The sequence below is a fragment of the Neorhizobium phenanthreniclasticum genome, from assembly GCF_040066075.1.
GTDB lineage: Bacteria > Pseudomonadota > Alphaproteobacteria > Rhizobiales > Rhizobiaceae > Neorhizobium > Neorhizobium petrolearium.
This window is the reverse complement of the sequence record NZ_JBEAAL010000040.1, coordinates 11,597-26,998: the sequence shown is the minus strand read 5'-3', so window position 1 is coordinate 26,998 and position 15,402 is coordinate 11,597. Positions and strand designations below refer to the sequence as shown.

Annotated in this window: 15 protein-coding genes; 5 read left to right on the top strand and 10 right to left on the bottom strand. The window is 62.0% G+C overall.

All coding sequences use genetic code 11. From position 1 onward, the window contains the following. Positions 1 to 12 precede the first annotated feature (12 nt). On the top strand, positions 13 to 597 hold the full coding sequence (locus ABK249_RS30895) for a TetR/AcrR family transcriptional regulator (protein ID WP_227703832.1): 585 nt from the start codon (positions 13 to 15) through the stop codon (positions 595 to 597). On the opposite strand, the gene nth is transcribed toward ABK249_RS30895, so the two are convergent. Beyond that, positions 556 to 1,341 carry an endonuclease III gene (gene nth / locus ABK249_RS30890; protein ID WP_227703831.1) on the bottom strand — a complete coding sequence of 262 codons (786 nt, stop codon included), beginning with the start codon at positions 1,339 to 1,341 and terminating at the stop codon, positions 556 to 558. The genes ABK249_RS30895 and nth overlap by 42 nt on opposite strands. Before the next feature lie 36 nt (positions 1,342 to 1,377). Between nth and ABK249_RS30885 the strand changes: the two genes are divergently transcribed. Next, complete coding sequence (locus ABK249_RS30885) at positions 1,378 to 1,860, top strand: DUF2244 domain-containing protein (protein WP_227703830.1); 483 nt, start codon at positions 1,378 to 1,380, stop codon at positions 1,858 to 1,860. A gap of 65 nt (positions 1,861 to 1,925) precedes the next feature. Then, positions 1,926 to 2,807, top strand: a complete 882-nt coding sequence (locus ABK249_RS30880; protein ID WP_227703829.1) for a methylated-DNA--[protein]-cysteine S-methyltransferase — start codon at positions 1,926 to 1,928, stop codon at positions 2,805 to 2,807. Here ABK249_RS30880 and ABK249_RS30875 read toward each other — a convergent pair. Further along, positions 2,804 to 3,787, bottom strand: coding sequence for a sugar-binding transcriptional regulator (locus tag ABK249_RS30875; RefSeq protein ID WP_227703828.1), 984 nt, complete (start codon positions 3,785 to 3,787; stop codon positions 2,804 to 2,806). The two genes, ABK249_RS30880 and ABK249_RS30875, sit on opposite strands and share 4 nt — an antisense overlap. A 176-nt stretch (positions 3,788 to 3,963) precedes the next feature. Here ABK249_RS30875 and tal point away from each other — a divergent pair, with 176 nt between their 5' ends. Next, the gene (tal, locus tag ABK249_RS30870; protein WP_037155744.1) at positions 3,964 to 4,929 is read left to right on the top strand and encodes a transaldolase; all 966 of its coding nucleotides are present in this window, start codon (positions 3,964 to 3,966) and stop codon (positions 4,927 to 4,929) included. A gap of 202 nt (positions 4,930 to 5,131) precedes the next feature. On the opposite strand, the gene ABK249_RS30865 is transcribed toward tal, so the two are convergent. The 6 genes from ABK249_RS30865 to ABK249_RS30840 all read right to left on the bottom strand — a co-directional run bounded on the left by ABK249_RS30865 (position 5,132) and on the right by ABK249_RS30840 (position 10,408). Beyond that, positions 5,132 to 6,427 (bottom strand): MFS transporter, encoded by a 1,296-nt coding sequence (locus ABK249_RS30865; RefSeq protein WP_348864764.1) that lies wholly within the window; start codon positions 6,425 to 6,427, stop codon positions 5,132 to 5,134. Positions 6,428 to 6,502: 75 nt separating this feature from the next. After that, the gene (locus ABK249_RS30860) at positions 6,503 to 6,904 is read right to left on the bottom strand and encodes a MarR family winged helix-turn-helix transcriptional regulator (protein ID WP_037155749.1); all 402 of its coding nucleotides are present in this window, start codon (positions 6,902 to 6,904) and stop codon (positions 6,503 to 6,505) included. Positions 6,905 to 6,950: 46 nt separating this feature from the next. Then, on the bottom strand, positions 6,951 to 7,784 hold the full coding sequence (locus ABK249_RS30855) for a metal ABC transporter permease (protein WP_280107454.1): 834 nt from the start codon (positions 7,782 to 7,784) through the stop codon (positions 6,951 to 6,953). Continuing rightward, positions 7,781 to 8,641: a metal ABC transporter permease gene (locus tag ABK249_RS30850; RefSeq protein ID WP_227703826.1), complete on the bottom strand. Its 861-nt coding sequence runs from the start codon at positions 8,639 to 8,641 to the stop codon at positions 7,781 to 7,783. The genes ABK249_RS30855 and ABK249_RS30850 overlap by 4 nt, the downstream gene beginning before the upstream one ends. Further along, entirely contained in the window at positions 8,622 to 9,509 is an 888-nt protein-coding gene (locus ABK249_RS30845; protein WP_052183050.1) for a manganese/iron ABC transporter ATP-binding protein, read from the bottom strand. The genes ABK249_RS30850 and ABK249_RS30845 overlap by 20 nt, the downstream gene beginning before the upstream one ends. 2 nt (positions 9,510 to 9,511) lie before the next feature. Beyond that, entirely contained in the window at positions 9,512 to 10,408 is an 897-nt protein-coding gene (locus ABK249_RS30840; RefSeq protein WP_227703825.1) for a metal ABC transporter substrate-binding protein, read from the bottom strand. A 277-nt stretch (positions 10,409 to 10,685) separates the two neighbouring features. Between ABK249_RS30840 and ABK249_RS30835 the strand changes: the two genes are divergently transcribed. Beyond that, the gene (locus tag ABK249_RS30835) at positions 10,686 to 12,038 is read left to right on the top strand and encodes a hypothetical protein (protein WP_227703824.1); all 1,353 of its coding nucleotides are present in this window, start codon (positions 10,686 to 10,688) and stop codon (positions 12,036 to 12,038) included. A 212-nt stretch (positions 12,039 to 12,250) separates the two neighbouring features. Here ABK249_RS30835 and lysS read toward each other — a convergent pair whose 3' ends face one another. Both lysS and gltX read right to left on the bottom strand, forming a co-directional pair. After that, positions 12,251 to 13,747 (bottom strand): lysine--tRNA ligase, encoded by a 1,497-nt coding sequence (gene lysS, locus ABK249_RS30830; protein WP_037155757.1) that lies wholly within the window; start codon positions 13,745 to 13,747, stop codon positions 12,251 to 12,253. A 163-nt stretch (positions 13,748 to 13,910) separates the two neighbouring features. Then, positions 13,911 to 15,368: a glutamate--tRNA ligase gene (gltX, locus tag ABK249_RS30825; RefSeq protein WP_227703823.1), complete on the bottom strand. Its 1,458-nt coding sequence runs from the start codon at positions 15,366 to 15,368 to the stop codon at positions 13,911 to 13,913. Between the last annotated feature and the right edge of the window lie 34 nt (positions 15,369 to 15,402).

The following is a 15,402-nucleotide window of genomic DNA, read 5'->3' as shown; positions in this document are numbered from 1 at the left end:
GGGAGAAAAAATATGGCGCGCAGCAATCGCGAACGCACGGACGCGACCCGAACCGCTCTTCTGGATGCGGGTAGGGCGCTCTTTATCGAAAAGGGATATGCGGAGACCGCAACGCCCGAGATCGCCGCGGCGGCCAAGGTTACGCGCGGCGCTCTCTATCATCATTTTCCTGACAAGAAGGCTCTGTTCTGGGCCGTAATCGAGCGTGAAGCCGATCACGTCGCGGCAGATATCGAGGCACGCTCCGCGGAGGCTTCATCGGCGCGGGACGCTCTGCTGCAGGGTGCCTCCGCTTATTTCGATGCCATGGCGGCACCGGGCCGAACGCGGCTCCTGTTGCGGGAGGCACCGGCCCAGATTGCGATCGATTCCGGGGAAGGCGAGGACCCTGCGGAAGCGGGCCTCAAGATGGGCCTTTCCCACCTGCTGGCCGGCTCGGACCTGCTCTCCCTGCTCGATCCGCTGACGGTGCTGATCTCGGCCGCTTTCGAGCGCGCGGCGATCGCCATCGATTGCGGCGGCAATCGCGAGGAATATGAAGCGGCGATCGCGGCTCTACTCGACGGCCTCTGCAACGCCGATCACCTGCGGCGGTAGTTCGGCGAGCGGTGCCGGCACGTCGCAGGTCTTTTCGGGCGAACGACAGAGGTCGGCGATGATGCAGCACTCGCATTCGGGCTTTCGCGCCTTGCAGGTGTAACGCCCGTGCAGGATCAGCCAGTGATGCGCGCGGAAGAGATAGTGGTCCGGAATGACCTTGAGCAGGTGCTGTTCCACCTCGTCCGGTGTCTTGCCGGGGGCGAGCAGCAGCCGGTTGGCGAGCCGGAAGATATGCGTGTCGACGGCAATCGTCGGGATACCGAAGGCCATGGACATGACGACATTCGCCGTCTTGCGGCCGACGCCGGGCAGCCGCATCAGCTCCTCGCGGGTCTTCGGTACTTCGGAACTGAACTCATTGATCAGCAAGCGCGACAGCGCAATGACGTTCTTCGCCTTGTTGCGGTAGAGCCCGATCGTCCTGATATATTGAGTGACGCCTTCCTCGCCGAGTGCCAGCATCTTCTCCGGCGTATCGGCCACCTTGAAGAGGGCCCTTGTCGCCTTGTTGACGCCCGCATCGGTTGCCTGCGCCGAGAGCGCCACGGCAACCACCAGCGTGAACGGATTCACATGCTCCAGCTCGCCCTTCGGCTCCGGCCGCTGCACGGAGAAGCGGCGGAAGATTTCCTCCAGCTCCGCTTTTGAATAGGCGGATCTGAAGCGCTTCGGCTTGCGTGCCGACGCGTGATTTGACTTTTGCAAGGTGCTGGTGCTGGATTTGGGTTTCGGAGTCGCCATATCCCTGTATAGCCAGCCTGTCCGAAGGAAAGCAACGTGGACGTTTGCAACGATCAACCCGTTTTTGCCGCCGAACTCACGCCGCATCGCTCGCTCGGCCGGCGCGGTTTCCATGTCGTGCTCATGCTGTCCGGCAGTATCTGTTTCCTTTACGGCGCCTTCTTTCTGATCACCGGTGCGTGGCCGATCGGTTTCTTCTTCGGGTTCGATTTTCTCCTGCTCTATTTCGCGCTGAAGATGAGTTATCGCTCCGGCCGGGCGCGGGAGGAAGTGATGGTCTCGCGTACCCATCTGTCGATCAGGAAGTTCTCGCCGGCCGGCCGCATGGTGGAGCATTGCTTCAATCCGTTCTGGGCGCGCTTCCGCGTCAATCGTCACCAGGAGTTCGGGATCACCTCCATGTATGTGACGGGCGAGGGACGCTTCACGGATATCGGTTCGTTTCTCAATCCGGACGATCGCGAGAGTTTTGCGAAAGCCTTTCGGGGCGCGTTGGCAACTGTCAAACAAAGGTTATGATCCGGCAAGAAACGGGTGGTTTCGGCGAAGCCGAAGGGACATTTATGAGCGAAAGGAGAGATGTCATGAACGCTTTTGCTCAGATCACTCAGCCCGTCATCGATGTGACGCCGGAGGATTCCGATTACGAGACCGTCCGCCGTGTCATCGAGCTGATCACGCTCGACTACCGCGACCAGCCGTCGCTTGAAACCATCGCCGCAGAACTCGGCCAGTCGCCCACCCAGCTCCAGAAAGTCTTTACCCGCTGGGCCGGCCTCTCGCCGAAAGCTTTCCTGCAGGCCGTGACGCTCGATCATGCCAAGCGCCTGCTCGGCAAGGAGGAGATGCCGCTGCTCGAAGCTTCCTACGAGCTGGGCTTGTCCGGCCCCGGCCGTCTGCACGATCTTTTCGTCACCCACGAAGCCATGTCGCCCGGCGAATGGAAGGCACGCGGCGGCGGCCTGACGATCCGTTACGGTTTCCACCCGTCGCCTTTCGGCGTAGCGCTCGTCATGGCGACGGATCGCGGCCTGTCTGGGCTTGCCTTCGCCGATCTTGATGGGGAAAAGGCCGCCTTCGAGGACATGGCCCGTCGCTGGCCGAATGCGGCGTATATCGAGGATCAGGAGGCCACCGCGCCCTATGTCAGCCGTATCTTCGATCGCGCGCAATGGTCCTGCGATCAGCCGCTCAAGGTCGTTCTGATCGGCACGGATTTCCAGGTGCGGGTCTGGCAGAGCCTGTTGAAAATCCCGTTCGGCAAGGCGGTCACCTATTCGGATGTCGCCTGCGATATCGGCCAGCCGACCGCGAGCCGCGCGGTCGGCGCCGCGATCGGGGCCAATCCGGTCTCCTTCGTTGTGCCCTGCCACCGGGCGGTCGGAAAAAGCGGCGCGCTCACCGGCTACCATTGGGGGCTCACCCGCAAGCGGGCGATCCTCGGCTGGGAAGCGGGGAATGCCTAAGCCTCTCCGGCCAGTCTCAACAGTTCCCTCGCCCCCGTCTCGTCGGTGATCAGCGTATTGCAGCCGATGCGGCGGATGGTGGCGCGGATGGCGACGGCGCGGTGTGCGCCGCCGGAGGAAAGCACGATGTGCTTTGCCTTTTTCAGGGTGTCGAGGTCGATCGACATTACCCGTTCGTTGAGCTTGTGATCGACCGAGTTGCCTTCAGCGTCGAGGAAGTTGAACATGGTGTCGCAGACGCAGCCGGCCGCGATCAGCCGGTCGAGTTCCGCCCTGGAGATGAAGCCCTCCGAAAGCGAGGTGGAATGCGGGCCGATATCGCCGCAGCTCACCACCGCGAGGTCGAGGTTTTCGGCAAGGTCGTAAATGGTGTTCAGCCCGCATTTGTCGATCAGCGCCCGCTTGGTGGTGACCGAATCCACGAGCAGCGGCGCGAGGAACATGTAGCATTCGGCGCCAAGATGGCCCGCGAACCGCCATGTATAGTCGATCGGGTTGGTCTGGTGCACGGCGACGATGCCGCCAAGCAGCGAGACGACCTTGCAGTTCTCGCGCCTGGGCGGGCGGAAGCTCGACAGCGAGGCGGTCATGGTGCGGCCCCAGCCCACGCCGATCGTCATGTCATTCTGTATCACTTCGGAAAGGAACTGCCCGAGCGCCAGGCCGACGGCGCTTGCCATCGCCGTTGCGCTCTCGTCGCGCGGCGCCGGGACCACGATCGCCTCGTCCAGCCCGTATGCCTTTTCCAGCCGGGTTGCGAGCTCGACGCAGGTGTCGATGCCCTCGCTGATCCAGATCTGCACTTCGGAACGCTTCATCGCCTCGTCGAGAAGGCGGATCACCGTCGATCGGCTGATGCCGAGCCGTTCCGCGACATCTTTCTGTGTCAGACCCTGGTTATAGTAGAGCCAGGCCGCGCGCAGCCTCAGCGAGCCGGCTTCGGAATAGGCGGTGTGGGTCTCGCGTCTGAGCTTGGCCAATGGGCCTCCGGCGGGCATGGTTCAATATCCGACGATATTGGCTCATGTGAAACATATGTCAATTCCGAAGGGCAAATGTCTTGACTTCCCGGCCGCCGAGGGACGATAGTCCCTGAGGGTGCGCTGGGAGCAAAATTGCGCCTGAAGCGTTAAGATTGATATCGAGGATTACCCGGATGACGTCGAAACTAGAGCAACTTCGTTCCATGACCACGGTCGTCGCCGACACCGGCGATATCGAGGCGGTCGCCCGCCTGAAGCCCGTGGATTGCACCACCAACCCCACCATCGTGCTCAAGGCGCTCGGCACGCCCGTTTTCGCCGACAAGGTGAAAGAAGCGATCGCCTGGGGGCGCAAGCAGGGCGGTCAGGAAGAAGCGGTCGTGTCCGCCGTGGCCGACCGGCTCGCGATCGACGTGGGCGCCGCGCTTGCCGGGATCGTGCCCGGTCGCGTCTCGACCGAGGTCGATGCCGACCTTTCCTTCGACACGGAAGCATCGATCGCCAAGGCACGCTCCATCATCGCCGCCTATAAGGAGCGCGGCATCGACCGCGACCGCATCCTGATCAAGCTCGCCTCCACCTGGGAAGGCATCCGCGCAGCGGAAGTGCTGCAGACGGAAGGTATCGACTGCAACTTGACGCTTCTCTTCTCCATGGCCCAGGCGATCGCCTGCGCCGAGGCCAAGGTCTTCCTGATCTCGCCCTTCGTCGGCCGCATTCTCGACTGGTACAAGAAGTCGACCGGCCAGGATTATACGGCCGAAACCGATCCGGGCGTTCTCTCCGTCCGGCAGATCTACAATTACTACAAGGCGAACAATATCAACACGATCGTCATGGGTGCCTCCTTCCGCAATGCCGGCGAGATCGAAGCGCTGGCCGGTTGCGACCGGTTGACGATCAGCCCGGCGCTGCTCGAGGAGCTCGACAAGGATACGGGCACGCTGACGCGCAAGCTTTCGCCCGACACGTTCAAGGCCGAGCCGCTCCAGTCGCTCGACGAGAAGACGTTCCGCTGGATGCTGAACGAGGACCAGATGGCGACGGAAAAGCTTTCCGATGGCATCCGCCTTTTCGCCAAGGACCTCGTGGCGCTGCGCCAGATGGTCCGCAAGGAGCTGACGCTCGCGGCTGCGTGATCGTTTCGACAGGCTTACAAGCAGAAGGCCCGGAGCGATCCGGGCCTTTCCCTTGTGAAATTGCCCCTCACCCTCTCCCCGCTCGCGGGGAGAGGGGACGTGCCTAACGCAACGTTCACGGTGAAGGAAACCGGCGCGGCATATGTCCTTCTCCCGTGAAAACGGGGAGAAGGTGGCGGCAGCCGGATGAGGGGCATACAAATCAAGCCGCCTGCGGCACTATGGTCGCGGAGCCCGGCTTCTTCAGCAGGAGAACCGAGATCGCGGCGATCATGCACATCACTCCGGCGATTTGCAGGGCGGGCATATAGGTGTTGAAGTCGCTCTTGAAAAAACCGGCGCCGAAGGCGGCTGTGGCAGCCCCGATCTGATGGCCGGCAAATACCCAGCCGAAGACGAGGCCGGCCTTCTCGCGGCCGAACTTTTCGGCGGCGAGCTTCACGGTCGGCGGAACGGTCGCCACCCAGTCAAGCCCGTAGAAGATCGCGAAGACCGACAGTTCCACCAAGCTGAAACCCGAGAGGGACAGGTAGATCAGCGACAGGCCGCGCAGGCCGTAGAACCAGAAGAGCAGATAGCGGTTGTCGAACCGGTCGGAGAGCCAGCCCGCGAAGATCGTGCCGAAGAAATCGAAAATACCGATCACCGCGAGTGTGCTGGCGGCCGTCACGGCGGCCATGCCGAAATCGCCACAGATCGAGATCCAGTGGGTCTGGATGAGCCCGTTCGTCGAAAGCCCGCAGACGAAGAACGTGCCGAACAGAACCCAGAAGACCGGGTTGCCGGCGACGCTGTAGAGGGTGACGAGCGGGGAGGCAAGCGTCGCGAGCAGCTTGTGGTCCTGCTTCGGCGGCTTCGATACTGCCGTCTCGCCATATGCCGGCAGTCCGACGTCGGCGGGATGATCGCGCATCAACAACAGGACCAGCACCATCGCGGCGGCGATGACTGCAACGGTCAGCGTCAGCGCCGAGCGCCAGCCATAGGCTTCGGTCATCGCGGCCAGAAGCGGCAGGAAAACGAGCTGGCCGGTGGCGTTGCTTGCCGTCATCAGCCCGATGACGAGGCCGCGGCGCTTGGAGAACCAGCGGGTCGCGACCGTCGCTCCCAGGACCAGCGCGGTCATGCCGGTGCCGACGCCGATCACCACGCCCCAGAGAAGGACAAGTTGCCAGACCTCTGTCATGAACAGCGAGACGACGATGCCGCCCATGATGAGCGCCAAGGCTGTCGCCACCACCTGCCGGATGCCGAAATGGTTCATGAAGGCGGCGGCGAAGGGGCCGAGCAGGCCGAAGAGCACCAGGCGCACGGCCATGGCCGACGAGATGTCGGCAATGTCCCAGCCGAATTCCTGGTGCAACGGCTGGATCATCACGCCCGCCGACCCCATGGCGCCGGCGGTTGCCAGCATGGTCAGGAAGGTGGTCGCGGCGACCACCCATCCGTAGTGGAGGTCTCTGCCGGCCATCCATCGTGCGGCGCTGGTGGAGATCATGTCTAGTCCCTTTCCTGATCCTTGCCGCATCCGCAGCAGATAATTCGGGTATATGCCCGCTTTAGAATATAAAAATCAGAGCTCCTTGAGCAGCTCCAGCAATTGTTTCGTCTTTTCCGGTCCAAGCCGGTCCTCGATATCCTCCTGAACGCCGTCCCAGAGGGGGGCGCCTTGCCGAAGCAGGTCGTGGCCCCTGTCGGTCAGCGTCAGCATCGCTTCCCGCTGGTCTTCCCCGTGGCCTATCGTGACGAGACCCATGCGCTCCAGCACTTTCGTGTTGCGGCCGACGGTGGAGCGGTCAAGCTCCACCTTGCCGGCAAGTTCGGTAAGCGAGACCGGCTCCAGCCGCCTGATGTTGCGGAGCAGGCTGAACTGGCCGATGTTCACGCCGAGCGGCGCCAGTGCCTCGTCATAATAGGACGAGACCTTTCGAGAGGCTTGGCGCAGCACAATACAGTGGCAGGTTTCGCTTGGCATGCATGCGGGTATATACCCACAGTGTGATTTGCGCAAGAGGGCTGATTTACACTGTCGCCCGCGCCTTGATCGTCGTTTTGACGAATGCTCCGATGAACAGTGCCGTCATCAGAAGCACGATGGTCGGGGCCGGTGCGCTGTCGAGAAAGAAGCTGATATAGATGCCGGCAAGGGAACAGCCGGCCGCGATGGCAGCTGCCGTCAGCAGCATCGGGGTGAACCGCCGGGTGAGGAGAAAGGCGATTGCGCCAGGAGCAACCAGGAGCGCCACGGAGAGGATGATGCCGATCGCCTTCAGCGCGCCCACCACCGTCAGCGAGAGCACCGCAAGCAGGCCGTAATGCAGGAGTCGCGTCGGCAGGCCGATTGCCCGGGCGTGCTGCTCATCGAAGGAATGCACCAGCAGATCCTTGCGGAAGATCACCAGGAAGAGCATGGCCGCCAGCGCGATGAGGCCGGTTTCGACCAGATCCGATGGCAGGATGCCGAGCATGTCGCCGAACAGGATATGGTCGAGATGCACGTCGCTCTGCACTTTCACGAAGAGCACCAGCCCCAGCCCGAACATGCCGGAAAAGACGATACCAAGAACGGTATCCTCCTTGATGCGGCTGTTCTCCTTCAAGAAGCCGGTCGCGAGCGCGCAGATCATGCCGGCCACGAAGGCGCCGACCGAAAGCGGGATCGACAGGATATAGGCGATCACCACACCGGGCAGCACGGCATGCGAGACGGCGTCGCCCATCAGCGACCAGCCTTTCAGCACCAGGAAGCAGGAGAGGATCGCCATCGGCAGCGCGATCATCAGCGTGACGATGAAGGCACGCTGCATGAAATCGATCTGGAAGGGGAAGGTTGCGAGGTCGATGAAGTCGCTCACGGCGTTTCCTCCAGGGTGCGGCGCAGCCGGCGGCGGGCAGCGAGCATGCCGTGTTTCGGCGCGAGCAGAAAGGCCAGCAGGAACAACGCGGTCTGCAGCACGACGATGATGCCGCCCGTGGCGCCGTTCAGGAAATAGCTCAGATAGGCGCCGACGAAACTGGTCGCGGCACCGATCGCAAGGCCCATGAGGATCAGTCTCTCGAACCGGTCGGTCAGCAGATAGGCGGTCGCGCCGGGCGTTACCACCATGGCGATGACGAGGAAGGCGCCGACCGTCTGCAACGCCGCGACGGTCGAGGCGGCCAGCAGGGTGAAGAACAGTATTTTGAGGAAGTCCGGGTTCAGGCCGATGGTGCGGGCGTGGTTCTCGTCGAAGAAAGTGACCATCAGGTCCTTCCACTTGAGCGTCAGGATGACGAGGCTGACGCCGCCGATGATGACGAGTTGCAGCGTGTCCTCCGGCGTGATGGCGAGGATGTTGCCGAGCACGATCGTCTGGATGTTCACCGAGGTCGGAGAGAGCGACACCATGAAAAGGCCGAGGCCAAAGAAGGATGTGAAGATGAGCCCGATGATGGCGTCTTCCTTCAATCGCGTCCGCTGGTTGAGGAAGAGCATGGCGCCGGCCGCCAGTCCGCCGGAGATGAAGGCGCCGAGCGAGAAGGGGAGGCCGAGCATATAGGCGCCGGCAACGCCTGGAACGATGGAATGGGAGAGCGCGTCGCCGATCAGCGACCAGCCTTTCAGCATCAGATAGGCGGACAGGAAACCGCAGACACCACCCACCAGGGCGCTGACCCAGATGGCGTTCAGCATGTAGCTATAGGTGAAGGGTTCAAGAAGCGTCTGCAGCATCCGCCTTCTCCTTCGATTCACCCTTGCCGTTGCCATAGGTGACGAAGGGCCGTTCGTCGTCGCTGATGACCTTGATCCTTCTTTCGTCGGCATCTTCGTGAAGATCGGAGCCGCCGAGGACAAAATGGCGCAGCACGCCGCCGAAGGCCTTTTCAAGATTGGCTTCAGTGAACGTGTCCTCCGTCTTGCCATAGGCGAGCACCGTGCCCTTGACGAAGACGGTTCGGTCGCAGAATTCCGGCACGCTGCCGAGATTGTGGGTCGAGACCAGCATCACCCGGCCTTCGTCACGCAGCGCCTTCAAGAGCGTGATGATCTGTTCCTCGGTGGTTACGTCGACGCCGGTAAAGGGCTCGTCGAGCAGGATGACCTGGCCTTCCTGCGCGAGCGCGCGGGCCAAAAAGACACGCTTCCTCTGGCCGCCGGAAAGCTCGCCGATCTGGCGCTTGCGGTATTCCTCCATGTTTACCCGCTTCAGTGCCTGGGTCACCATCTCGTGGTCGCGGCGCGAAGGGATGCGCAGGAAGTTCATGTGCCCGTAGCGGCCCATCATCACCACGTCCTCGACGAGGACCGGGAAATCCCAGTCGACCTCTTCGGCCTGCGGTACATAGGCGACGAGGTTCTTCCTAAGCGCCTCCCGGGCCGGCATGCCGAAGATCTCGACGGAACCTTCGGCCAGCGGCACGAACCCCATGATCGCCTTGAAGATCGTGGACTTGCCGGCGCCGTTGACGCCCACCAGCGCAGTGACCGTGCCTTTCGGCACGGTAAAGGTCGCGTGTCTCAGCGCCGTCAGGCCGTTGCGATAGGCAACCGTGACATTGCTTACATCAAGGCCGGCGGCCTCGGGTTTCTTCTTGCCCATCATCACTGGGAGAGGCCTTTCGCGATGGTTTCCGTCGTTACGCGGAGGAGGTCGAGATAGGTCGGCACCGGACCGTCCGTCTCGCTCAGCGAGTCGACATAGAGGACGCCGCCATACCGGGCGCCGGTTTCGGAAGCGGCCTGCCTGGCCGGCTTGTCGGACACAGTGCTTTCGCTGAAGATCACCTTGATGTCATGCTCGCGCATGGCGTCGATGACGGCTTTCACCTGCTGCGGCGTTCCCTGGCTGTCGGCGTTGACCGGCCAGAGATAAAGCTCCTTGAGACCGAAATCGCGGGCGAGATAGGAAAAGGCGCCTTCGCTCGTCGCCAGCCAGCGGTGGTCTTCCGGAAGGGCGGCGAGTTCATCGCGGATCGGCTGGACCTGCGCCTTGATCTTATCCGTGTAGGCCTTGGCGTTGGCGGCATAGACATCGGCATGGGCCGGGTCGATTTCGGTCAGCCCCTTACGGATGTTCTCGACATAGATCACCGCGTTTTCCGGCGACATCCAGGCGTGCGGGTTCGGCTTTCCCTGGTAGGCGCCGCCGGCGATCGCCATGGGTTCTATGCCGTCGGAGACCGTCACGTTCGGGATATCGCCCAAATTGGTGAGGAACTTCTCGAACCAGAGTTCGAGGTTCAGGCCATTGCGCAGCACCAGATCCGCATCGCGGGCGCGCAGGAGGTCGCGGGGGGTGGGCTGGTAGTTATGGATTTCCGCGCCGGGCTTGGTGATGCTTTCCACGTCGGCTGCATCGCCTGCGACATTCTTTGCCATATCGGCGATCACGGTGAAGGTAGTCACCACCTTCGGCTTTTCCTGCGCTTGCCCCGCCACGGGGAGGGAGAAGAGGGCGGCAGCCAGAGCCAGTCGAAGAACAGGATGGAAATATCTCATGAGCGGATCAAACCTTTTTTGCGACTAAGTCGCAATACCAAGTAACAAATATTTCTTGGTTGTCAACGCTATTGCAACTCATTCGCAACAAGGATGCATTTGCCGCGGGGTCATCGCCGGCCTTGGCCCGGACCTGCCGGGATCGGCGGCTGTTCCAAATTGCGTCGGCATCGGCTGCCGTGGGTTAAAGCTTCTTCAAGAAGAATGAGGGAATATCCCGCCGATATTCCATAGGTGTCCTGCGTAAGATGGAGTTGATTATGCCGGAGCTCGGCAAGTGAAGGGTCTGAAGTTCCGGTTTTCCAAGACGCTCGTCCTGATCATGGGCGGCATTGTGGTCCTCGGTGGCGGCAGCGGTACTGCGGCGGTCATCATCGGCACGGACAAGATTCTCGGCCCCTCCTACCGGGAGATCAATGGCCTCGAATGCACTGCTCTCGAAACCATCAAGATCAGGCGCGATCAGCGCTACTGGATCCGCAAATATGTGACCAGCGATCAGTCCGGCGATGGCGTCGCGCGCATCAAGACGGCGCTGCGTGTTGCCCGAGCGGTACAGGAAAAGGAGAAGGCCGATCTCGTCCAGGTGGCAATGATCGACAAGGCCGGCCCCCAGGACCGCGCCCGGATGCGTGGCCGCATGATCGGTGCGCAGGTCGTCTATATTCCCGATCTCAAGAAAGTGCCCGAAGGCGCCGACGCCGAGATCTATTCGGCCTATTATCTCGATGGTTCGCCCAATTCGAACGGCGAATATTACGGCATGCGCATCGACCTGCCGCTGGAAGACGTCGAGGCCCTCACTGCAAGCCTGACCGACAAGGCCGATTGCATTGATCCGGCAGCGGTCGCTCCAGCCGGTGAGCACGGAGCGCCAGCCGACGGACATGGAGAGAAAGCAGGCGGCAGTGGTCATGGTGAAGCCGGCGGACATGGGGAAACTTCAGACGGTCACGGCGCGCCGGCCGAAGCCCATGGCGAAGGAGGTGAAGCTGCGGCCGCGGAGAGCGGCGGATTGCTCAGCTCTATCACAGGGATGATCTTCGGCTCAGGTCACGAAGCCCCGGCGGAGGGCCAAATGGGCGAAGGCAGCGCCCATGCCGCGGCTCCGGCTAAGGCGCACGACGCGCCTGCCGATGAACATGGCGAAGCCGCCGGGGAAGACCATGGCGATCAGGCTGCGTCCCCCGCAGAGACCAAAGCGGAAGTTCATGGCAATCAGCCTGCCGCTCACATCGAGCCCGCCTTGGCCCAGTCGAAAGAAAAGGAGGGTTTCTTCGCGTCTGTGAAGAACATGCTCTTCGGGGGCGGTGAAGACGAAAAGCCCGAAGCGTCTCATGACGAAGCTTCAGCCGATGCCCGGCCTGTCCCGGAGGCGTCTCTACCCGCGCCGGAACCCGGGACTGCTGTGGAAGGCGGCAAGAAATGGTCCAAGGGCACGGAGGCTGACGAAATCCGGTCCGGTCACGACTCCGCCGAGGCCGCGCATGCCGAGGCGGCACCGTCTCCGGCAGGCGACGCCAACGATGCGGACGCTGCCGGTGCCGCCTGGCTTGCGAAGCTCAGAGGGGAAGAGGCGAAGACCGGAGGGGAAGCGTCAGAGGCTGGGTCGAAAAAGGACGTACACTAGGCTTTTGGGCATACCCCCTCACCAACAAAATCTAGCACTTAGCCATGCTAAGATGCTGATTTTGTAACCTCTCCCGCCAAGGGAGAGGTAGACTCGCGGCGGTGCGGCATATCTATTTCTCCCCTTGCGGGAGAGAAAGCGATTCAACACCTTAGCGCAGCTAAGTGTTAGAAAATCGCAAGTGAGGGGTTTGCAAAGCCCACCATTCCCAATCAATCCGCCTTGGCGCGTCTTGCCGGGAACAGAATGACGTCGCGGATCGACGGCGAATCCGTGAGCAGCATCACCAGGCGGTCGACGCCGATGCCGAGGCCCCCGGCCGGCGGCATGCCCTGGTCGATCGCATCGAGGAATTCCTCGTCGAGCTGCTTTTCCTTCTCGCCGCGAGCGTGCGCCTGCTCGAGCTGTTCGACCATGCGGCGGCGCTGTTCTTCCGGGTCGTTGAGTTCGGAAAAGGCGTTGCCGATTTCCCAGGCGTTGCAATAGGTCTCGAAACGCTCGACGAGGCGCGGCTCGCCCGGAACTTCCTTGGCAAAGGGTGAGATGTCCTTCGGGAAGTGGGTGACGTGGGCCGGCTGGATCAGCGTGCCCTCCACCTTCTCCTCGAAGATGAAGGCAAGGCATTCGCCCCAGGTCCAGTCCTTCTCGACCTCGAAGCCGGCGGCCTTGGCGGCGGCGCGGGCTCCCTCGTCCGTCTTGATCGCAAGGAAGTCGATGCCGGTCGCCTCCCTGACAGCCTCGGGCATCGGCACGCGGCGGAACGGACCCTTGAAGGAGATTTCCTTGTCGCCGAACTTGAACTCGGTCGAGCCGTGGATGCTCATCGCCAGATGCGCGAAGAGCCGCTCGACAAGGCCCATGACGTCCTCATAGTCGGCATAGGCCCAATAGCATTCCATCATGGTGAATTCGGGATTGTGCCGGGTCGAGACGCCTTCGTTGCGGAAGTTGCGGTTGATCTCGAACACCTTGTCGGTGAGGCCGGAGACCAGCGTGCGCTTCAAGAACAGTTCCGGCGCGATGCGCAGGTACATGTCGAGCTTCAGCGTGTTGTGGTGGGTCTTGAAGGGTTCGGCCGTCGCACCGCCATAGACCGAATGCAGCATCGGCGTCTCGACCTCCAGGAAGTTCTCGTCCTCCATGAAGCGGCGGATGCCGGAGATGATCTTCGAACGCTGACGGAAGCGGAGCTTGGACTCCTCGTTCGTCATGATGTCGAGATGGCGCTTGCGGTAGCGGGTCTCTATATCCGACAGGCCATGCCATTTTTCGGGCATCGGCAGCAGCGACTTAGTGAGCATGGTGATTTCCTTGGCGTTCACCGTCAGCTCGCCGCGCTTGGTGCGCCGCACCTCGCCGGTCACCCCGATGATGTCGCCGATATCGATCATCGGCAGCAGCGCGCGGGCCTCTTCCGGCGTGGTGTCCTTGTGGGAGAAGATCTGCACCTTGCCGCCTGCATCGCGGATGTCCATGAACATACCGGAATTGCGCGAGGAGTAGACGCGCCCCGCCACCGTGACGATATCGCCGGTTTCCGTGTCCGGCTCGACGCCGGCATATCTTTCGGCCAGTTCCGCGTTCGAGATTGTCCGGTGGAAATGGGCGGGATAGACATCGCCGATCTGCTCGCGAAGCAGCTTGAGCTTCTGGGCGCGCACCTGCGTGGCGTCGGAGGAGAGGGCGGTTTCGGTATTCGTGTCGGTCATAGTTCTATTCCTGTCGCAGGTCTGCTTTTTCTGCGTTTGCCCCTCACCCTAACCCTCTCCCCGCAAGCGGGGAGAGGGGACTGGGAGCCCGCGGTTTGCGTCCTTCTCCCCATTGTTATGGGGAGAAGGTGCCGGCAGGCGGATGAGGGGCATTACCCTAAATTCAATTCCCGCTTCCCACCATCGAAGCCACCACGGTCGCGGCGACTTTCAGTCTCTGGCGCACGACCGAGCGGCCGAGCAGCGCCATCGAGTCGAACAGCGGCAGCGAGCGGGACGAACCCGACATGGCGACGAAGAGCGGCGGCGTGACGACGCGCAGCTTCTTGGCCAACTTGTCGGAAACGGCGCGCAGCTCGGCGTCGATCGTCTCGACGTTCCATTCCATGAGCTTTTCGAGATCGGCCTGAACGGTATTGAGGATCTCCAGCGTCTCGGCCGGGCTGGTCTTCAGGCCGGCGAAGGAGGCAGGCGTCAAGCCGACGTCATTCGAAAGCAGGAAGCCTGCGAGCTGTGGCAGTTCGCCGAGCTTGGAAATGCGGCTCTGCGACAGTTTCAGGCCTTCCGTCAGGCGGTTGTTCTCCGACGCCCATTCGAGCGTGCGGGCAACGAAATCCTCCGGCGAAAGTTTTTCGCGGAGCCAGCGGCCGTTCAGCCAGTCGAGCTTCTGGATGTCGAAGATCGCGCCGGCCTTGGAAAGATTGTCCGGATCGAACTTTTCGCAGAGCTCGTCCATGGTCAGCAGTTCCTCGCCCTCGGCGATCTGGATGAAGAACAGGCCAAGGAAGTTCATCAGCGCTTCCGGCAGGTAGCCGAGCGCGGAATAGTAGGAGATCGACGTCGGGTTCTTGCGCTTCGACAGCTTCGACTTGTCGGCATTGCGCATCAAGGACAGGTGCATGAAGACCGGCTGTTCCCACTCGAAATAGCGGTAGAGCAGGATGTGCTTCGGCACCGAGGCCAGCCATTCCTCGCCGCGTGCCACATGGGTGATCTTCATCAGATGGTCGTCGATGACGTTCGCCATGTGATAGGTCGGCATGCCATCGCCCTTGATCAGCACCTGCATGTCGACCGAGTCCCACGGGATGGACACATCGCCATAGACGCCGTCATGGAAATCGCAGGAGCCTTCGGTCGGGATCTTCATGCGGATGACCGAGCTTTCGCCCGCTGCCATCTTGGACGTAACTTCCTCGGCCGTCAGGTGGAGGCAGAGACCATCGTATTTCGGCGGCTTGCCGGCGGCGCGCTGCGCCTCGCGCATCTGCTCCAGCCGCTCGGGCGTGCAGAAGCAACGGAAGGCATGGCCCTTGTCCAGGAGTTCCTGGGCGTAGGGCTGGTACATTTCCTTGCGGTCGGACTGGCGGTAGGGGCCATAGGGGCCGCCGACATCCGGGCCTTCGGCCCAGGTCAGCCCCGTCCATTTCAGCGCGTCCAGCACCTTCTGTTCGAATTCCGGCGTCGAACGGGTGGCGTCGGTATCCTCGATGCGCAGGATGAATTCGCCGCCCATCTTTTTGGCGAAAAGATAGTTGAACAGGGCGATATAGACGGTGCCGACATGCGGTTCGCCGGTAGGCGAGGGGGCAATACGGACGCGGGGGCCATGTGTGTTCATGAATGATGCTCGATTTCTGGCGCCTGTCATGCGA